This is a genomic window from Agrobacterium sp. rho-8.1, assembly GCF_033957725.1.
GTDB lineage: Bacteria > Pseudomonadota > Alphaproteobacteria > Rhizobiales > Rhizobiaceae > Agrobacterium.
The window spans coordinates 2,156,787-2,176,980 of the sequence record NZ_CP192788.1 but is presented as its reverse complement, the minus strand read 5'-3'; the positions used below and the strand labels follow the sequence as shown (position 1 = coordinate 2,176,980).

At 56.8% G+C, this 20,194-nt stretch carries 17 protein-coding genes; 7 read left to right on the top strand and 10 right to left on the bottom strand.

Going from position 1 to position 20,194, the window contains the following annotated elements:
• Window positions 1-2: 2 nt before the first annotated feature.
• Complete coding sequence (locus tag RMR21_RS10825; protein WP_498670140.1) at window positions 3-1,244, bottom strand: serine hydrolase; 1,242 nt, start codon at window positions 1,242-1,244, stop codon at window positions 3-5.
• 237 nt (window positions 1,245-1,481) lie between these two features.
• Between RMR21_RS10825 and RMR21_RS10820 the strand changes: the two genes are divergently transcribed.
• Window positions 1,482-2,018 (top strand): TetR/AcrR family transcriptional regulator, encoded by a 537-nt coding sequence (locus RMR21_RS10820; protein WP_498668024.1) that lies wholly within the window; start codon window positions 1,482-1,484, stop codon window positions 2,016-2,018.
• Window positions 2,015-2,359 carry a DMT family transporter gene (locus RMR21_RS10815; protein WP_498668023.1) on the top strand — a complete coding sequence of 115 codons (345 nt, stop codon included), beginning with the start codon at window positions 2,015-2,017 and terminating at the stop codon, window positions 2,357-2,359. The genes RMR21_RS10820 and RMR21_RS10815 overlap by 4 nt, the downstream gene beginning before the upstream one ends.
• Before the next feature lie 18 nt (window positions 2,360-2,377).
• Here the strand turns inward: RMR21_RS10815 and RMR21_RS10810 are convergent, their stop codons facing one another.
• Complete coding sequence (locus tag RMR21_RS10810; RefSeq protein WP_498668022.1) at window positions 2,378-3,514, bottom strand: alpha-hydroxy acid oxidase; 1,137 nt, start codon at window positions 3,512-3,514, stop codon at window positions 2,378-2,380.
• Between the two features lie 270 nt (window positions 3,515-3,784).
• On the opposite strand from RMR21_RS10810, the gene RMR21_RS10805 reads away from it, so the two are divergent.
• The gene (locus tag RMR21_RS10805) at window positions 3,785-4,303 is read left to right on the top strand and encodes a hypothetical protein (RefSeq protein ID WP_498668021.1); all 519 of its coding nucleotides are present in this window, start codon (window positions 3,785-3,787) and stop codon (window positions 4,301-4,303) included.
• 83 nt (window positions 4,304-4,386) lie between these two features.
• Here RMR21_RS10805 and RMR21_RS10800 read toward each other — a convergent pair whose 3' ends face one another.
• From RMR21_RS10800 to RMR21_RS10765, 8 genes are all read right to left on the bottom strand, one after another.
• A complete protein-coding gene (locus RMR21_RS10800) occupies window positions 4,387-6,342 on the bottom strand; it encodes a methyl-accepting chemotaxis protein (RefSeq protein WP_498668020.1) in 1,956 nt (651 codons plus the stop codon).
• 237 nt (window positions 6,343-6,579) lie between these two features.
• Window positions 6,580-7,887, bottom strand: a complete 1,308-nt coding sequence (guaD, locus tag RMR21_RS10795; protein WP_498668019.1) for a guanine deaminase — start codon at window positions 7,885-7,887, stop codon at window positions 6,580-6,582.
• On the bottom strand, window positions 7,884-9,131 hold the full coding sequence (puuD, locus tag RMR21_RS10790) for a urate hydroxylase PuuD (protein WP_498668018.1): 1,248 nt from the start codon (window positions 9,129-9,131) through the stop codon (window positions 7,884-7,886). Before puuD ends, guaD begins: the two co-directional genes overlap by 4 nt.
• Before the next feature lie 91 nt (window positions 9,132-9,222).
• Entirely contained in the window at window positions 9,223-10,116 is an 894-nt protein-coding gene (locus RMR21_RS10785) for a LysR substrate-binding domain-containing protein (RefSeq protein WP_498668017.1), read from the bottom strand.
• 224 nt (window positions 10,117-10,340) lie between these two features.
• A complete protein-coding gene (gene xdhC / locus RMR21_RS10780; protein ID WP_498670138.1) occupies window positions 10,341-11,192 on the bottom strand; it encodes a xanthine dehydrogenase accessory protein XdhC in 852 nt (283 codons plus the stop codon).
• Between the two features lie 16 nt (window positions 11,193-11,208).
• On the bottom strand, window positions 11,209-13,548 hold the full coding sequence (xdhB, locus tag RMR21_RS10775; RefSeq protein WP_498668016.1) for a xanthine dehydrogenase molybdopterin binding subunit: 2,340 nt from the start codon (window positions 13,546-13,548) through the stop codon (window positions 11,209-11,211).
• Window positions 13,549-13,551: 3 nt separating this feature from the next.
• Window positions 13,552-15,021: a xanthine dehydrogenase small subunit gene (gene xdhA, locus RMR21_RS10770; protein WP_498668015.1), complete on the bottom strand. Its 1,470-nt coding sequence runs from the start codon at window positions 15,019-15,021 to the stop codon at window positions 13,552-13,554.
• 23 nt (window positions 15,022-15,044) lie between these two features.
• A complete protein-coding gene (locus tag RMR21_RS10765) occupies window positions 15,045-15,821 on the bottom strand; it encodes a 3-hydroxybutyrate dehydrogenase (protein ID WP_498668014.1) in 777 nt (258 codons plus the stop codon).
• A gap of 159 nt (window positions 15,822-15,980) precedes the next feature.
• Between RMR21_RS10765 and glpK the strand changes: the two genes are divergently transcribed.
• From glpK to map, 4 genes are all read left to right on the top strand, one after another.
• Window positions 15,981-17,474, top strand: a complete 1,494-nt coding sequence (gene glpK / locus RMR21_RS10760) for a glycerol kinase GlpK (protein ID WP_498668013.1) — start codon at window positions 15,981-15,983, stop codon at window positions 17,472-17,474.
• 67 nt (window positions 17,475-17,541) lie between these two features.
• On the top strand, window positions 17,542-18,009 hold the full coding sequence (locus RMR21_RS10755) for an SRPBCC family protein (RefSeq protein ID WP_498668012.1): 468 nt from the start codon (window positions 17,542-17,544) through the stop codon (window positions 18,007-18,009).
• Window positions 18,010-18,182: 173 nt separating this feature from the next.
• Window positions 18,183-19,244: an LLM class flavin-dependent oxidoreductase gene (locus RMR21_RS10750; protein ID WP_498668011.1), complete on the top strand. Its 1,062-nt coding sequence runs from the start codon at window positions 18,183-18,185 to the stop codon at window positions 19,242-19,244.
• A 17-nt stretch (window positions 19,245-19,261) separates the two neighbouring features.
• Entirely contained in the window at window positions 19,262-20,014 is a 753-nt protein-coding gene (gene map / locus RMR21_RS10745; RefSeq protein WP_498668010.1) for a type I methionyl aminopeptidase, read from the top strand.
• Window positions 20,015-20,194 lie beyond the last annotated feature (180 nt).

The window sequence follows — 20,194 nt, the reverse complement described above, 5'->3', positions numbered from 1 at the left end:
TCTCAGCTCTCATTAGCCATGACGACGCAGGAATAACTCTGAGCTTTGAGATCCTTGCAGGCCGATAGGGCCGCTGCCTGACTGTCGAAGCCGGTAAAACGTGCGCGATAGAGCGTGGCCGCGCCGCTTCGAACCGCTTCCGTGTAGGGTGCTATCCCGGAATAGCTGGAAGAGATGGCGGGGCGGGCATTGCGCAGCAGGGAAAGCGCTGCTCCTTGTGAATCCGCCGCTGCGATCTGCACCTCCCAGTCACTCCGCTCGGACACCGTGGCACGCACAGCCGAGGTCTGTATCATATCCGGCATCACGTTGTTTGCCGTGGCGATCTGCATCGCGATCGGGTCACGGCGCTCCCGGAACATGGGCAGTGGAATTGCGGCAGGCGCGACATCGAAAGTGCGGCTCGTGCTGGCGCTGGCGATCAGTTGTTGGCTGCTGCCGCCTCTCGACGCTTTGGGCATTGTCCTGTCCAAAAGCGATGCCATCTGGTTGTCACGGCTGCGGGCCGTCTTCCCACCCAGCACAACGCCGACGACGCTACGGCCGTTGTGGTTGACCGCGCTGACCAGATTGAAGCCGGATGCGTTGGTGTAGCCGGTCTTGATGCCGTCGACGCCGGTATAACGCGCCATCAGGCGGTTATGCCCTCGGATCGTCTTGCCGCGAAACTTGAAGGACTGCATGGCGAAGAGTTTGTATTCTTTCGGGAAATCACGTTGGAGGGAAAGGCCCAGCTTTGCCATGTCACGCGCAGTGGTGACCTGGGCTTTGTTGGGGAGGCCGGACGCATTGCGAAACACAGTTTTCGTCATACCGAGCTGGCGTGCTTTGCGGGTCATCATCTGCGCGAACTTCGCTTCCGAGCCGCCGATGTGGTCGCCCATGCCTTCTGCCATATCGTTGGCGGACTTCACGATCATGCCGTAGACCGCCTCGCGAACCGTAAACGTCGTACCTGCCTTGACCCACAGCTTCGACGGTATGACGGACGCGGCGTGTCTCGACATGGTGATGCGTTGGTCCCACCGCAGTCGCCCCTCATTCAGGGCTTCGAACACCATGTAGAGCGTCATCATTTTCGTCAGGGAAGCAGGATAATTTTTCGTATCCGCGTTTTGAGCGGCAAGGACCTTGCCGGTCTTGGCATCCATCACGAAATGGGCGTAACCCGCCTGCGCCTCAGACGCCTGTAACGATATGACCGCACACAGGAAAGCCAATGCAAACATCCATGCGCCGGCCATTCCTCGCCTGATCATTCTCAACATCCATTCACCCCTTGGTCCATGCACTCGTCGCTCGTTAAGCCTACCGATAGTTTGAGGCAACGAAACCGCTCAAACTTTAAAGACCGTTTTCATCCCTAATTAAGTATGAAAATCGACCCTGACTGATGGCGGGTTATTTTCTTGAAAAGAAACCAACCGACCGGTATGTTTTGAGTCATGAAACTATCGAACGAACGCAAGAAACAGCCAGACTTGGTCCGTAAGAATCTGATCGAGTGCGCGGCCAGATTTGCGGCAGAGCAGGGCTTCTCGGCGGTCTCGGTGCAGGCCGTGGCATCGGCTGCGGGTGTCACGAAAGGCGGTCTTTTTCATCATTTTGCATCCAAACAAGTTCTGCTGGAAGCGGTTCTCGATACTCTTCTCCAAGCACTCGACACAGACATCGATCTGTTGATCTCACGGGATCGTGACGACTACGGATGCTTCACGCGGGCCTATGTGAATGCCTTTTTCGCCGATCGTGGTCGCGAAACCTATGCGCAATGGTCGGCAATCTCCGTTGCGCTGATCAGTGAACCATCGCTCAGACAGCGGTGGGACAGCTGGATCGGTGGACGTTTGGCACGCCATAAAAAGACGGATGGCGACATCGGTCTGGAACTGGTCCGGCTAGCGGTCGATGGCGTCTGGCTTGCGGATATGATGAGCGAAGAGAGCGTTTCCGGCGGGGACAGGGAGCTACTTCGCAAACGGCTCATCCTTGCGACACGAAAGGACAATATTGCATGAGTGGATCGATCATGACCTATACTGCTCTGTTTGCAGCCATCGTTTGCGAGGTTATCGGAACATCCTTCTTGCAGCAATCTCAACAGTTTACGCGGTTGGTGCCAACGTTGTTGATGGCTGTATTCTACGGCGCGGCTTTTTATCTGCTGTCGGTCACGCTGCGGACCATGCCGGTCGGTGTGGCCTACGCGATCTGGAGCGGATTTGGCATCGTGCTGATCTCAGCCGTGGGCTACCTATTCTTCAAGCAAACGCTCGACCTCGCTGCGATGATCGGTTTGGGATTGATCATCGCAGGCGTGGTTGTCGTGAACGTCTTTTCGAAGACGGTGGGGCATTAAAGGAGGGGCATTACCCTGTCACTGCACCAGAATGTCGCTGTTTACATCGGTCAGCAATCGCTTGCCGCAGAGCGCCATGGTGATATCCATTTCCTTACGAATGATTTCCAGCGCCGTCGTCACGCCAAGTTTGCCGCCCGCCCCGAGTCCATAAAGGAATGGACGACCGATGTAAGTGCCTTTGGCGCCGAGCGCGATGGCCTTCAAAACGTCCTGGCCAGAGCGGATGCCGCCATCCATGTGGATTTCGATCCTGTCGCCGACCGCATCAACGATCTTCGGCAGCATCTGTATCGACGAAAGGGCGCCATCGAGCTGGCGTCCACCGTGGTTGGACACGATGATGGCGTCTGCACCGGTATCGGCTGCGGCGCGCGCGTCTTCTTCATCCAGGATGCCTTTGAGGATGAGTTTGCCGCCCCAGCGTTCCTTGATCCACTCTACGTCCTTCCAAGACAGGCGCGGGTCGAACTGCTCTGCCGTCCAAGATGATAGTGAAGACAGATCAGAGACGTTTTTGGCGTGGCCAACGATGTTGCCGAAACTGCGGCGCTTGGTCCGTGCCATGTCAAGGCACCATTGCGGGCGGGTTGCCATTTGCCAGATGTGCTTGGGCGTAAATTTCGGCGGGGCAGAGAGACCGTTGCGTAAATCCTTATGCCGTTGGCCAAGAATTTGCAGATCGAGCGTCAGCATCAGTGCCGAACATTTCGCTGCCTTTGCACGGTCGATCAGGTTGTTGATGAAATCGCGGTCCTTCATGACGTAGAGCTGGAACCAGAATGGCCGCGCTGTAACGGAGGCGACGTCTTCGATAGAGCAGATGCTCATCGTGGAAAGCGTGAAGGGGACACCAAATTCCTCCGCCGCTTTAGCCGCGAGCATTTCGCCATCGGCATGCTGCATGCCCGTGAGACCCGTTGGAGAAAGCGCGACCGGCATAGACACGTTTTCACCGATCATCGTCGTTGCCAGCGAGCGGTCCGTCATATCGACCAGAACACGCTGGCGCAGTTTGATCTTGGCAAAATCATCTTCATTTGCGCGGTAGGTGCTTTCGGTCCATGCGCCACTGTCTGCATAGTCGAAGAACATTTTCGGCACGCGCCGTTGTGCCTGTTTCTTCAAGTCAGCAATGGTCAGTGCTTTGCTCATGGATGGGGCCTTCAAATCTGAATAACATCTTCACCTACCATGTGAGTGTGACTTGGGACATCGGAATTCGCAGCGTGTCGGGTCAAAATTTGCGCAAAACCCTGTTGGCATCCGCCGGGACAAAGTTCTGAAGCTGGATGCCTACTTTCGCGAACGGGTAATGCGGAACGCGGCAAACTTTCGCCACAAAATCTCCTTTTACGTGTCATGGAAAGATAAAATAGAAATAATTCTACCGAGGATGGTTTTAAAAGCTGATCGGAGCTGTTGATGATTACAGTTTATTTTTGGGCGCCAGATATGTCTCGCAATAACATTGGTCATATCTCACTTTCTATTGGTGCAGGGCAAGGCAAGGGTCTTGAGAGATATGTGAGCTGGTGGCCCGGTGCCGGTGACAAAAAGTCGTTTGTGGGTAAGCCGATATCCTCGCGAACATATGACGGCGATGTAAAAGCTGAGGGAGGTTCTCCCACTGCCACGTTGTCAATCTCCGGCCTCGATGAAGCGCAGATGAAGCGTGCGTGGGATAACATGCTCGCCAATAACCCGCGTTATTTAGTGTACCGAAAAAATTGTGCTTGGACTGTCAAAAGTATCCTAGACGTCGGTACGGGTTACGATTTTGGTGCTGCCGCTTCTGATTTTATCAATTTGCGGGTGTCTGGTGGTGTGTGGACGCCAAGAGCGGTGTTCGAGTATGCCAGGCTGCTGAAAAGTCGCTATGACAGCAAGGCCAGGAGGTTCGAAAACGCGACGAACGATGCCTATAATCTGCGGATCAGCTAGCATCTCGAGCCTATTTTTATATTCCCATAAACAGAAAATGGGCGGCCAAAGCCGCCCATTTCCAATCGCTCTGAGTTTTAAGCTCAAAACTCTTCCCAGGTATCCTGCGCTACGGCTGCGGACGAACCGCCACCAAAGGCGCCTGCGATCTTGCGACCCAGCGCGCGTGCCGGAGACGGTGCTGGTCTGGACGCGTTGGACGCAGTCCGGACTGGGGCGGCTGAGGGTGCTGCCCGGCTTGCGCCTTCGCCATTTCCGAGATTGAAGCGGGATAGCAATTGGTTGAGAGAGGCCGCTTCCTTGGCAAGGCTGTGGCTGGCCGCCGTCGATTGCTCTACCATGGCGGCGTTCTGCTGCGTGCCCTGGTCCATGGTGTTGACGGCGGTGTTGATCTCCTGAAGGCCGACGGACTGCTCTCGCGATGATTCCACGATGGCGGTGATATGACGGTTGATCTCCTGAACTTCGGTGACGATGACTTCAAGTGCCTTGCCGGTCTCACCCACCAGGGTAACGCCAGAGCGAACATGCTCTCCGGAGGTGGTGATCAGGGCCTTGATTTCTTTCGCTGCCTTGGCGGATCGCTGGGCGAGTTCACGAACCTCCTGCGCAACGACGGCAAAACCCTTGCCGGCTTCACCGGCACGTGCGGCTTCCACACCTGCATTCAGGGCCAGAAGATTGGTCTGGAACGCAATTTCATCGATAACGGAGATGATATTGGTGATCTCGCCCGATGAGCGTTCGATCTCGTTCATGGCCGTTACGGCCTGACGCACGACGCCGCCTGACTTTTCGGCGCCATCGCGGGCTTTTGCCACGAGATGTCCGACTTCTTCTGCGCGGCTGCTGCTATCCTTGACCGTCGTGGTGATTTCTTCCAGAGCAGCGGCCGTTTGCTCGACGGAGGCTGCTTGCTGTTCGGTGCGTTTGGACAGGTCGTCGGCAGCGGAGCGGATTTCGTTGGCACCGGCATCGATACCCCGGGCATTCTGGCCGACCGCACGCAGGGCTTCGTTGAGGTTACCAACAGATCCATTGAAGTTCGAACGCAGCGTATCAAGATGGGCGACGAATGGTGTCTCGATGCGGTATGCGACATCGCCATCCGCGAGGCGACCGAGACCCTTGGCCAACTGATCGACGGCAAACGCCGTATCGGCTGCTTCCTGTGCCTTTTGCGCTTCGCGTTCGATGCGTTCCTTTTCGGACATGCTGCGGTTTGCATCGGCCTCGGCTTCGATACGGATGCGTTCCAGCGCATTCTCACGGAATACGGAAACGGCTTTCGCCATCTGGCCGACTTCGTCGTTGCGATCCTGGCCCTCAACCGGAGCATCCGTCTGACCTGCAGCAAGCGTCATCATGCGTTCGCGCAGATTGGCAATTGGAGTTGTAATGCCTTTGGCAGCAACAATCAAAGCCGCGATGATGCCGAGTGCGAATGTCACACCGACAATCGTCAGAGACCACAGAATCGTTGCGTTCGTCTGGTCTGTGAGTGCGTCACTTCCTGCATCGACATTTTTCAGAACCTTGTCCAGGAATTGCGCCGAATCTGCTGCCAGCGGTGCAATCAAATCGTCAGCCTGTGCCAGCAAAGCCTTCGCAGGCACATCCTGATCGATCTGGCCAAGCCTGACAGCCTCATCCGTCAAGCCAATGACAACTTTTGACCGGGCAATAAAGTCGTCAATCGCGGGCTTTTCGTCAGGCAAGAGCTGAGCGGTGGTCTGCAGCCGGTCAAAAAGCTTGGTCTTGCTCTCACTGTAAAGAGCCAGTGCCCTTTTTATGCCTGGGGTTTCGCTGGGATATACAAGGGTTTGATAAGCGCCGTAGGCAGCAGCAGCCAGATTTCTGTTCGCGCGCGCCATCGCCGTCGCACCAGCCGTGTCGTTGGCGATAAAATCGCTGTAGCTGTCGTCGGCATCTTTAAAGCTGTGTGACATGAAGACGGTCGCGCTCAGCCCGACAACACACAAGGGAAGAACAAGCGAGAGTATTTTTGTGCGGATGCTCGCGTTTTTCAGAAATGACATATGTCCTCACGATTGATGTGGAGATGCGAACACGGTGCATCTGAAGGGCGCGACGTGGGACGCCGTTCACCAAGCCGTTTCAGAGGAACGTTAATTCGGAATTGGAGCTTCATCACAGAAAGAGCGTGCCGTCATGGCAGCTGGGGCAATGTCTGTGACGCAAATACTAAATCATTATGGTTTAAATATAAGTAAATCCCGATTGATCGGTTGTCATATTTTACAGCCTTACAACAATCAAATGGAACTCTTTGCAGCCGTACCTGAAATATAGGTTTCTGTCACCGTACGGTCGTCTCCCATGGTCAGCATGAGAAACAGCTCTTCCGGAAGGCTTCTGACCACCTCCATCTTCAGCGCCATTGCTGGCGTGGCAGACGCATTCAGCACGGTCATATCCGCATCTGTACCGATTTCCAAAGTTCCGATTTTGTCGACCATCGACAACGCCTCCGCATTGCCGCGCGTCATCAGATACCAGCTTTCCAGTGGGTTCAGACGTTCTCCCAAAAGTTGCTGGATTTTGTAGGCTTCATCCATGGTCCGCAGCATGGAATAGCTCGATCCTCCGCCGATATCGGTTGCCACAGCAATGCGCACCGGTTTTTCGCGCCGTTGAAGCTTCTTCATCGGGAAGAGGCCAGAGCCGATAAACAGATTGGATGTCGGGCAATGGACGGCGACCGCACCCGTTTCCGAGAGCACATCCGCTTCTCGATCCGACAGGTGAATGGCGTGCCCTAGCAGGGTCTTGTCACCCATCAGGCCATAACGGACATAGATATCCGTGTAGTCGATGGCGTCGGGATAGAGTTCGCAGGTGTATTTGATTTCGTCCAGATTTTCGGAGAGATGCGTCTGGATGAAAAGGTCGGGGAATTCCTGCGCCAGTGCCTGCGCCGCCTCCATCTGTTGGGGCGTGGAGGTGATGGCAAAGCGCGGTGTGATGGCGACGTGGTTGCGGCCTTTGCCGTGCCAGTCGGCAATTACCTGACGCGTTTCGTCGTAGCCGAGTTGCGGCGTGTCCAGCAGGCCTTGCGGGGCATTGCGGTCCATCATGACCTTGCCGCCGACCATCAGCATGTTGCGCTTCATGGCCTCGGCAAAAAAGGCGTCGGCAGAGGTCTTGTGAACGGAGCAATAGGCGACAGCCGTCGTGGTCCCATGGCGGACTAATTCGTCGTAGAAATGCGTGGCAATGCGTTGGGCATGCGCACTTTCCACGAAGCGGCATTCCTCCGGGAAGGTGTAGGTTTCGAGCCATTCCAGCAGATTGGCAGCGTAGGAGCCGATGACCTGCATCTGCGGAAAATGCAGGTGCATATCGATCAGACCCGGTACGATGAGGTGAGGGCGGTGGTCTGTTTCGTTCACACCCTCGGGTGCCTGAGCATGAATATCCGCATACGCGCCGATGGCGCTGATCTTGCCATCCTCGATCAAAAGACCACCGTCTTCGATATAGAGATAGCTTTCCGTATCATCAATGGCGTTTGGTGCGCGGTTGAAGCTTAGAATTCGTCCGCGCAGCAGAAGCATGCTCATTCCGTTTTTCCTTGGGACACGGCGCTCTCATACCAAGCGGTCAGCACCTTGCGCTCTTGCGGCGTAATCGCCGTGATGTTGCCGGGCGGCATGGCATGGCTGCGGCCCGCCTGTAAATAGATTTCCCGCGCATGGGCCGCAATTTGCGCATCGGTTTCGAGTTTTACCGATTTCGGCGTGAACGGTACACCCTCCCACACGGGCTCTGCCGCATGGCACATGGAACAACGGCTTTGGACAACGTCGCGTGCGGATGCGAAATGAACATCGGTGGCAAAGAGCTGCTGTGTTGGGGAAAGCGTTGCCGCTTTCTCCTCCTGTTTGCCGGTCAGTACCTTTGGCACGGTGGAGAGCCACATAATGACGATGAAGATGAGCACCGTGACCAGCCATGTCCATGTTGGCCTGCCCTTTCGGGCATGGGTGGTGTTGAACCAGTGGCGGATGGTGACGCCCATCAGAAACACGAGGGCCGCGATGACCCAGTTGAACTGCGTCGCAAAGGCCAGTGGATAATGGTTCGACAGCATGAAGAAGATGACAGGCAGCGTCAGATAATTGTTGTGCAGCGAGCGCTGCTTGGCGATGCGGCCATATTTGGGGTCCGGCGTACGACCCGCAATCAGGTCGGCCACGACAATCTTCTGGTTGGGAATGATGATCATGAAGACGTTGGCCGACATGATAGTCGCGGTGAATGCGCCCAGATGCAGGAAGGCGGCACGGCCTGTAAAGACCTGCGTATAGCCCCACGCCATCGCGACCAGCGCGATGTAGAGCACGGCCATCAGGCCCCAGGTATTGTTGCCGATGGGCGATTTGCAGAGCAGGTCATAAAACACCCAGCCGATGGCGAGCGACGCCAGCGACAGACAGATCGCTTGGAACTGCGTCAGTGCCAGCACGGAATGATCGATGAGAAATAAGTCCGCGCCGCCATAGTAGACGATGCACAGCATCGCGAAACCGGAGAGCCATGTCGCGTAGCTTTCCCATTTGAACCATGTGAGATGCTCCGGCATTTGCGCAGGTGCAACCAGATATTTCTGGATGTGATAGAAACCGCCGCCATGCACCTGCCACTCTTCGCCATAAGCGCCGGGCGGCAAATGCGCGCGTTTTACCAGACCGAGATCAAGCGCGATGAAATAGAAGGACGAGCCGATCCAGGCTATGGCGGTAATAACGTGCAACCAGCGGACGGCAAAGGCCATCCATTCCCACGCAATGGCGTATTCGTACATTCTGTTCCCCTGCTTTGCATCGCACTGTGCGAAATATTTACCGATCAGAAAAGGGGCGATGTGCGAAACGCGCAGATATTCTTGCCTTGCATCAGGCTTCGGTTGGAAACTCCTCCTGCATCCAATCCGTGAAGGCCCTGATTTTGGTCACGTTGCGGCGGGCCTCGCTGTGGACGATCCAATAATCATGGCCATCATTGCAAACGAGCTCGAAGGGCTGGAGCAGGCGACCGGATGCGAGGTCCTCCGCAAAATGAACGGGATTGACGATCGCCACGCCATGGCCTGCAATTGCGGCCTGCGCTTCGAGGTTCTGGATGCCGAAGTCGCTGCCGGTGCGCTTGTCGAGATCCGTTTCCGTCACACCCGCTTCGGCGAACCAGTGTTTCCACCAGCGGTCATTGGGGCTGATGATCGGCAATTTGAGAATGTCGGCTGGATGATTGAGCCCTCCGATGGTTGCCGCAAGCTTAGGGCTGACGACCGGTGCAAAATCCAGCCGCATGATGCGGCGGCCGACGAGCCCCGGCCAATCACCTTTGCCCCATCGAATGCCGATATCGACATTCGTGCGCGAGAAATCCACGATCTCGTTCGTCAATGCCAGTTGCACCGAAATCTTGGGATGTCTGGCCTGAAAGACGCCCAGTCGTCTGGCTAGCCATTGATGCGCGAATGTGGTGGTGCAGGAAATGATGAGAACATCCGCCGTTCTGGTACGTGCCTCGTCAAGCGCTGTCGCCAGGATGCCAAAGGCCTGCGAGGCCCGGCCCGCCAGCAACTCGCCGGTCTGGGTTAGTGCGACCTGCCTTGGCTTGCGCAGGAACAACGGCGCACCGACGAAGTCTTCCAGCAATTTGATCTGGTAACTCACCGCCGTCTGCGTCATGCCAAGCTCATCGCCAGCCTTGGTGAAGCTCAGATGACGGGCAGCACTTTCCAGCACGCGCATGGCATTCAAGGGGACGTTACGAGACAGCTTCATGGATAAGTTCTCTTTATCCATTTGGTCGGAAGTTTCATTGGTTTTTCCATAAAAACAGGAGCATTTCTATTTCATAGCATCAATAGAGCTTTGGAGAAATGAAATGGGTTCAGTCGCTTTCAGCGCCTGGCTGCGGCCTTTTGCGTGGTTATGGAGTGCGGATTGGTTTTCCCCCAGCACAGTCCAACTGGATGGCCTTCAGGAAGATGAACTGCAGGATCATCTCAAGCGCGATCTTGGCCTGCTGGATGGTCGCGATCAGATAGGGCCGGGGCGGGTGCGGCAAAGCGATGAATTGCGTGAAGCACTTCGGCAGATGCCAAGGCCGCTATGACGGCGGGGCGTTTGTCCCTGACCGATTGCCCTCCGATGGGCAGCACAAGTCGTTCCGGTGCGGACGCTGGAACACCCTCGCGCTCCAGCCAGTGCGCGAAGGTGGCACGCTTCGTCTTGGAGCCGATCATGCCGACATAGGAAAGATCAGAGCGAGCGAGGGCTTCTTTCGCGATCAGAAAATCCAGCGCGTGGTCATGGGTGACGATGAGGACCGCGCCACCACACGGGATGTCCTTGACTTTGGCTTCCGGCATGGGCGTGAGATACGCCGACACCGATGACGGCAACCCCTCAAGCTCTTCACGCCGCGTCTCGATGACGGTGATGGACAGCGGAAGCAGAGCGAGCGCCTGCGCCAGGGCCTTGCCGACATGGCCCGCGCCAAAGATGAAGACGGCGGGCTGTAACTGATGTTCCCGCGCCACCCGGTCCGTCAGTTCGCCCGATATCGCGGGCGTCACCTCGGTGAATGTCAGCAATGTGCGCCCGCCGCAGCACTGGCCGATTTCGGGACCCAGCGGGATGTCCAGCGTTTGCTGCGAGGTTTTTCCCTGCAGCATGGCGCGGGCATGATCGATCGCCATATATTCGAACTGCCCGCCGCCAATGGTTTCCCAGATGCCGTGTTGCGAGACCAGCATGAAGGTGCCCGCCTCACGCGGAGACGAACCTTTGACGGACGTGATTTCGATGAGGATGGCTTCGCCCGCTTGCTCTATGAAGTCTGTCAGGGAGGCAATGGTCATGTGATCATGCCTACACCTTCTTCAACCGCTCCACCGCCATCAACACCCGTTCCGGCGTTGCAGGAGCGTCCAGCCGCGGGCAGACCTTATAGTCTGCAACGCTCGCCACCGCCATCGACAGGGCTTCCAGCACCGAGTTTGCCAGCATGAAGGGCGGCTCGCCGACGGCTTTGGAGCGGCCGATGGTGGGTTCGGCGTTTTCGGACCATTCTGCCAGCTTGACGTTGAAGATTTTCGGACGGTCGGAGGCAAGCGGGATCTTGTAGGTGGAGGGAGCGTGAGTGCGGAGGCGCCCCTTGGCGTCCCACCACAATTCCTCTGTCGTCAGCCAGCCCATGCCTTGCACGAAGGCACCTTCGATCTGGCCGATATCAATGGCCGGGTTCAGGGATTTGCCGACGTCGTGGAGAATGTCGGTGCGCTCCATCATATATTCGCCGGTCAGTGTATCGATGGAGACTTCCGAGACCGATGCACCATAGGCGAAATAATAGAAGGGCGTGCCTTTGCCTGCGGCTCGGTCCCAATGGATTTTCGGCGTCTTGTAGAAGCCTGCGGCAGAGAGTTGAACGCGGGCAAGATATGCCTGTTTTATGAAATCGTTAAAGGCGATTTCTTCCGTTCCAACCCGAATGCGGTTCGGCAGAAACGTCACTTCATCTTCGCCTACGGTCCATTTTTCCATGGCAAATTTGATCAGCCGTTCCTTGATCTGGCGTGCTGCGTCATATGCGGCCATACCATTCAGATCGGTGCCGGAGGATGCGGCCGTGGCGGATGTATTCGGCACTTTGCCCGTGGTGGTCGCAGTGATCTTGACCCTGTCGATATCCACCTGAAAAGCATCTGCGACGACCTGAGCGACCTTGGTGTAGAGGCCTTGCCCCATCTCGGTGCCGCCATGGTTCAGGTGGATCGAGCCATCATTGTAGATGTGGACAAGGGCTCCGGCCTGATTGAAGGCGGTCATGGTGAAGGAGATGCCGAACTTTACCGGCGTCAGCGCGATGCCTTTGCGGATGATTGGGCTGGTCTTGTTGAATTCGATGATCGCCTGTCGCCGTGCCTGATAGTCGCTGGAGGTTTCCAGTTCTTCGACGACACGGGCGATGATGTTGTCTTCGACCTCCTGATGGTAGGGGGTAGTCGTTCGCCCCGAGCCATGCTGACCGTAAAAGTTCAGCTTGCGGATTTCCAGCGGGTCTTTGCCCACCGCATAGGCGATTTCCTCGATGAAGCGTTCTGCACCCAGCATGCCCTGCGGGCCGCCGAAGCCGCGGAAGGCGGTGTTGGAAACCGTGTGGGTTTTTAACGGCTTGGATTGCAGTTTTACATGCGGATAGAAATAGCTGGAATCGGCGTGGAACAGTGCGCGGTCGGTGACCGGCCCGGACAGGTCTGAAGAGAATCCGCAGCGGGCGGCATAGGTCGCGTCTACCGCGTGAATGCGGCCTTCGTCATCGAAACCCAGTTCGTAATCGACGCGGAAATCGTGGCGCTTGCCGGTGGCGGTCATGTCCTCATCGCGGTCGGGACGCATTTTGACGGCACGGTTCAGCTTTTTGGCGGCGATGGCACAGAGGGCTGCAAACTGGTTGCCCTGCGTTTCCTTACCGCCGAACCCGCCGCCCATGCGCCGCACCTGCACGGTGACGGCATGGGATGGGACCTGCAGAATATGACTGACGATGTGCTGAATTTCGCTGGGGTGCTGGGTGGAACTCCACACCGTTACTTCATCGTCTTCACCGGGTACGGCCATCGCGATATGGCCTTCCAGATAGAAATGTTCCTGCCCGCCGATGCGCATGGTGCCCGTCAGTCGACGCGGCGAGACGTCCATCTCGAGTTCAGCTTCGCCACGCTGCAAAATCATGCCAGGTGTCACCAGCGGCTCACCGTTTTCCATGGCGCCATCGATATCGCTCCAGTGCGGCAGATCATTGTAGGTGATCTTGGCCTTGCGCACCGCTTTTCGGGCGATGTCGCGGGTTTCGGCAAAGACGGCAAAGATCGGCTGGCCGTGAAATTGCACCAATTTCTCCGCCAGCAACGGCTCATCGTGACGCCCGCCGGAGGAGACATCGTTCTCGCCGGGCACATCCTTGCCCGTCATCACCCAGAGAACGCCGGGCGTGGCTTCCACCTCGGACAGATCCATGGCGATGATTTCGGCGTGCGCTCGCTCCGCCATGCCTATGGCGCCATGGATCATGCCCGCTGGTTCGGGAATATCATCGATATATTCGGCACTTCCCGTGACATGCTTGTGCGCTGAATCATGTCGCAGCGATCCATGCATCTTGCCCTCGATGACGGTTTTGGTGCGTTCGAACGTGTTGGTGTCCATGACTCAGGCCTCCGCCAGCTCGAAGCGCTGCAATTCCTGGCGCTCGCCGGATGTTTCGAGGAAAAACCGCGTCAGCAGGTTCTTCGCCGTCAGTGTTCGATACTCTGCGGTCGCGCGCCAATCCGTCAGCGGTTGGAAATCCTCATCGATCGCATCACGCGCGGCGTCTATGGTTTCCATGTTCCAAGGCTTGCCCCGCAGCGCTTCTTCCAGCTTTGCCGCCCGCTTCGGTGTTGCCGCCATGCCGCCGAAGGCGATGCGGATGTCTTCGATTGCGCCTGTGGGGTCGAGCTTCAGATGATAGGCCGCACACAGTGCCGAGATGTCCTCGTCGCGGCGCTTGGAAATTTTGTAAATCGCATAATGTGTATCTGGCGCCGGGACGGGCACGAAAACTTTCTCCACGAATTCGCCCGCGAAACGGTCCTGCTTGCCGTAGTCGATGAAGTATTTTTCGAGTGGTATCGTCCGGCTGCCAGAGGAGGATCGCAGGGTGAGTGTCGCGTTCAGCGCAATCAGTGCCGGCGGCGTGTCGCCGATAGGAGAGCCGTTGGCGATGTTGCCACCGATCGTTCCCATGTTGCGCACCTGCTGGCCGCCGATACGGTCGATCAGCCGGGCGAAGGGCGGAATATGCTTCGCCAGAACGGTAAAGGCATGGGCGTAAGTCACACCAGCGCCTATCGAAATTCCGTCATTCTCAATCTGGATAGATTGCAGCTCGCTCAAGTGATTGATGAAGATGACTGGGGTCAAAGACCGCATCTGCTTCGTCACCCACAGGCCGACATCGGTCGAACCCGCCACGATGGTGGCCTTGGGTTCGGTGGCATAAGTGGTCGCAAATTCTGAGAGGTTTGAGGGAATGATCGCGCGACAGTCCCCTTTACTGACGGTGATCGTCTCGTTCATCGGAATAGCCCAGAGGCGGGACATGATGCTGGACCGGTCCCGCTCTATCGGGTCGAACAGCGTGCTGGGCTTGGCAGCCGTCACGCTTTCGGCAGCGCGAATGATCGGCTCGTAACCGGTGCAGCGACAGAGATTGCCCTGCAAGGCTTTCTCGATGTCTCCACGCGATGGCTTGTCGCTGGTCAGCCACAGGCCATAAAGCGACATGACGAAACCGGGTGTGCAAAAGCCGCATTGCGAGCCATGATAATCCACCATCGCTTGTTGTACGGGGTGGAGCACGCCATCTTTGCCGGACAGGTGCTCGATGGTCACGATATGGGTGCCGTGCAGGGAACCCATGAAGCGAATGCAGGCATTGACGGTCTCATAGCGCAACGATCCGTCCATCAGCCGTCCGACCAGCACTGTGCATGCGCCGCAATCGCCTTCGGCGCAGCCTTCCTTTGTGCCGGTCAGCCGTTTTTGCAGCCTCAGATAATCGAGCAGCGTTTCCGTTGGTCCGAAATCTCCAAGGGAAACGGTCTCGTTGTTGAGGATGAAGCTGATTGCGTCTTTCATGCGATGCCTTCGTATGCTTGTCGTTATTGGGCGGTCCAGCCGCCATCGATGGATATGTGCGTACCGTTGATCTGCTTGGCTGCGTCGCTGGCCAGGAAAATCGCCGTTGCGGCGACATCCGCTGCTTTGACGAACTCCTTGGTCGCTTGCAGCCGCAACAGAACGTCGTTCTTGACTTCGTCTTCGCTGATGCCGCGTGCCTTGGCCGTATCGGGTATTTGCTTTTCCACCAACGACGTCAGCACGTAGCCGGGACATATGGCGTTTACGGTAATGCCGGTTTCTGCAAGCTCCAACGCTGCGGATTTCGTCAGGCCGATAATACCGTGTTTCGCCGCCACATAGGCAGATTTATAGGGCGACGCGACCAGACCATGAACTGAGGCGATGTTGATGATGCGGCCTTTTCCCGCCGCTTTCATCAAAGGAATGACAGCGCGCATCGTGTGGAAGGAACTCGTCAGATTGATGGCAATGATCTGGTCCCATTGCTCCGGCGGAAAATCCTCTACCTGCGCGACGTGCTGGACACCGGCATTGTTGATGAGGATGTCCACGGAGCCGAGTTTCTCATTCGCCGTCTTTATCAGATCGGCAATTTCATCCGGCTTGGTCATGTCGGCCGGGTGGTAGAGAACACGCGTACCGCTCTCTGCCTCCATGAGAAGGCGGGTGTCTTCAATCTCATGCTCAAGGCCAAAGCCGTTCAGCATGATGTTGCAGCCATCATTGGCGAAGGCGCGTGCTATGGCCAGGCCAATGCCACTGGTCGAGCCTGTTACGATCACGGTCCGATGCATGCGTTCCCCTTTTTATCCAACGTTGCAACGATTTACATCAGGTTATGCTTAAAGCGGGGGAGCTGGCAATCGGATTTCACATGGGGATGCGCAGACCGTGGCTTGACATTGGGGGCTGCGCATATTGTGTTGCGCCACATTGATTTCCGGGAGGCATGCATGGGCGGTTATATCCTCGCCATCGACCAAGGTACGACATCCACACGCGCCATCGTTTTCGATGGCTCCATGCAGGTAGCTGGAACGGGGCAAAAGGAGTTTCGGCAGATATTTCCTGATTCCGGCTGGGTGGAGCATGACCCGGAAGAAATTTGGGAAAGCGTCGTCTGGTCGATCAGGCAAGCGCTTGAAAAAGCCAAGCTGAAAGCCTCCGACATTGCCGCTATCGGCATCACCAACCAGCGCGAAACCACGCTGCTGTGGGAGCGAGACACTGGCAAACCGTTGCACAACGCCATCGTCTGGCAGGACCGGCGGACTGCGAAGCTGTGCGAAAAGCTGAAAAAGGAAGGACACGAGAAGGTTTTCGTCAAGAAAACCGGCTTGCTGCTCGATCCATATTTCTCCGGCACCAAGCTGTCATGGCTGCTGTCCAAGATCAAAGGCGCGCGCAAGCGGGCCGAAAAGGGTGAGCTTTGCTTCGGCACTGTCGACACCTTCCTGATCTGGCGGCTGACCGGTGGCAAGTCCTTTGTGACGGATGCCACCAACGCGTCGCGCACGCTGATGTTCAATATCGAGAAGAATGTGTGGGACAAGCAACTCCTCGACATTCTCGATGTGCCGCCGTCTGTTTTGCCTGAGGTCCTGGATTGTGCCGCGGAGTTCGGCGTGGCGGATGAAGAGCTCTTCGGTGCGCCGATTCCCATCCTTGGTGTGGCGGGCGACCAGCATGCTGCCGTCATAGGGCAGGCGTGTTTCGAACCCGGCATGCTGAAATCCACTTATGGCACTGGCTGCTTTGCGCTTCTCAACACCGGGAAGGATATGGTTCGTTCCAAGAACCGGCTGTTGACGACGATTGCCTACCGTCTGGATGGCAAAACGACCTATGCACTGGAAGGCTCGATCTTCGTGGCCGGTGCCGCCGTGCAATGGCTGCGCGACGGGTTGAAGGTCATTGGCTCGGCATCGGAAACCGGTGCACTTGCCGAGAAGGCCGATCCCTCGCAGGATGTGTATCTGGTTCCGGCCTTCGTTGGCCTTGGCGCGCCTTGGTGGGATGCCGACGCTCGTGGAGCCATGTTCGGGTTGACGCGTGGAACCGGTCCTGCCGAATTTGCGCGTGCCGCGCTCGAGGCCGTCTGCTATCAAACCGGCGATCTCCTGGATGCCATGCACAAGGACTGGAAGAATGCCAATGGCGACACGGTTTTGCGTGTCGATGGCGGCATGGTGGCCTCGGACTGGACGATGCAGCGTTTGTCCGACCTCATCGATGCGCCGGTGGACCGCCCGGTTATTCTGGAAACAACGGCACTTGGTGCCGCATGGCTCGCGGGCAGCAAAGCGGGCGTATGGCCCGACATGAAAGCGTTTTCCGACGCCTGGTCACGGGACAGACGCTTCGAGCCGAAGATGGAAGATGAGACCCGCGAGCGCAAGATCAAGGGCTGGCGCAGTGCCGTTCGACGCACGCTTAACCAGGGTTGATCATCTCAGTTATAGTTATTGCTAAAATGCGCTATGGTATTCGCGTTTCAAGGGAGAGGGACAGCGGATGTCAAACACATCACAGCATGAATTGTCACTGAGCCGCATTATCAAAGCACCGGCGGAGCGGGTTTTTCAGGCATGGACGGACCCGGAATTGCTCGTTCAATGGTGGGCACCGGTGCCATACCGCACCTCGCAGGCCGTGATAGACCTGCGGCCGGGCGGCGCCTTCAACACCACCATGCATGCACCGACGGGAGAGGTGTATGAGAATTTCGGCGTTTTTCTGGATATCGTTGCCAACAAGCGGCTGATTTTTACCGATGCGTTTCGCGAGGGCTGGGTGCCGGGAGACCGTCCCTTCATGACGGGCCACATCACATTCGAGGACGCCGGTGGCGGGACGACCAAATACACGGCGCGCGCGCTGCACTGGACAGCGGAAGACAAGAAAACGCATGAGGAGATGGGTTTCAACGAAGGTTGGAACGCGGCTGCTGAGCAAATGGAAGCCCTGTTGCAGCGCTCGTAAAATCCATCAGATCGCTCTGCATTGAAATCAACCGTTGCCGCCAAACGGTTGATTTCTGATTCTCTTTCGAGGCCGTTCATAGCGATTTTATCGAACGGTTCGTTCCAGATTTTAGATTTGCCTCTGTGCTGTTCTGACCCTATCTCTCAACAAACATCATTGAGGGATATTGCATGGAGCTGGGGCTTTACACATTCGCGGATGTCGATCCGAACGCCGTTGGCGGCAAGGGTGCGGAAGGTGCGCGCCGGTTGAAAGACCTTCTGGAAGAGATCGAGCTTGCCGATCAGGTGGGGCTGGATGTCTTCGGACTTGGCGAACATCACCGCCCGGATTACGCGATTTCCTCACCCTCCACAGTGCTGGCTGCTGCTGCCGTTAAAACCAAAAACATCCGGCTGACCAGCGCGGTTTCCGTGCTGAGCTCCGATGATCCGATCCGCGTCTTTCAGCAATTTGCGACCGTCGATCTTCTGTCCAATGGTCGCGCCGAAATCATGGCGGGTCGTGGCTCCTTCATCGAGTCCTATCCTTTGTTCGGCTATAACCTTGAGGACTACGACGAACTGTTCAGCGAAAAACTGGATCTGCTTCTAGCGCTTCGGGAAAAGGAAATCGTTACGTGGTCTGGCACAAAGCACCCGCCCATCAATGGACGTGGCGTTTACCCGCGGCCTTTGCAGGAGCACCTGCCGGTCTGGATCGCCGTTGGCGGCACCCCGCAATCGGTTGCGAGGGCAGGGGCGATGGGCTTGCCCGTTGCTCTGGCGATCATCGGCGGCGAATACAGGCGTTACGCGCCGCTGTTCGATCTCTACCGCGAAGCCGCCCGGCGCGCAGGTCAGGATGCCGCGAAACAAAAAACCAGCATCAACGTGCATGGCTTCATCGCCGATACGACAGACAAGGCCGCCGACCAGTTCTACGGTCCGCAGGCTGAGGTCATGAACCGCATCGGTCGCGAACGCGGCTGGGGCCCGACCAATCGCGGACAGTATGATGTCGCGCGTGGGCCAGAGGGCAATCTGTTTTTGGGTGAGCCTGAACTGGTGGCGGAAAAAATCATCAAGGCGCACAGTGTTTTTAAAAACGATCGGTTTCTGTTGCAGATGGCGATTGGCCTGATGCCACACGACCAGATCATGCGCGGTATCGAGCTTTACGGTACTAAAGTCGCGCCAATCGTCAGAAAAGAATTGACTGGTCGTGCCGATAGCGCGAAAGCCACGGCCTGAAAAACGACGGAACGATCATGGTTATTTCCACCGAAGAAGAACTGGCGAAGCTGAAAGATATCGGCCGCATTTGCGGATTGGCGATGCAGACCATGGCCGATGCGATGGAGCCGGGCATGACGACGTTGGAGATGGATGCCATCGGCCGCAAGGTTCTGGAAGACAATGGCGCGCTATCCGCGCCGGAGTTCTGTTACCAGTTTCCCGGCGCCACCTGCATCAGCGTCAATGAAGAGGTGGCGCATGGCATTCCCGGCCCCCGTATCATCAAGGCGGGCGATCTGGTCAATATAGACGTGTCGGCGGTGAAGGACGGATTTTTCGGCGATACCGGCTCCTCCTTTGCCGTTCCGCCCGTCAAGAAAGAGATCGAGCGACTGTGCCGCGATGGCAAACGTGCCATGTGGACGGGCTTGCAGCAGATCAAGTCCGGTCGTCCACTGGCCGATATCGGCAACGCCATCGGAGCATTCGCCAAGAAAAATCGCTATACGCTGATTACCAACCTGGCCAGCCACGGCATTGGCCGCTCGCTGCACGAGGAGCCGACCGAACTGGCCACCTGGCCCGACAAGGATGAAACCCGCATCATGACCGAAGGCATGGTGTTTACGGTGGAGCCGTTCCTGTCTATGGGTGCCTATTGGGCCGAAGACGGCGACGACGATCCATGGACCTTGTTCAGTGATCCGAGCGCGCCCACCGTGCAGTTTGAGCATACGGTCGTCGCAACCAAAAATGGCCCGCTGATCCTCACGCTTGCCGAGTAAAAGTCAGCGATTGCATGCTGGCGTTAAGTAAAGGCTTTGTCATGTATGACAGCAAAATCTATGATCTACCTTACATCTTCGTAAGTTAGTGCTTGCCGCATTGCTGTGCACAAAATTCTAGCCTAGTTTCCCGCCAAACTGCTTCGCCAATAATGGCTGACCTCCCAACTCGCGAGAGTT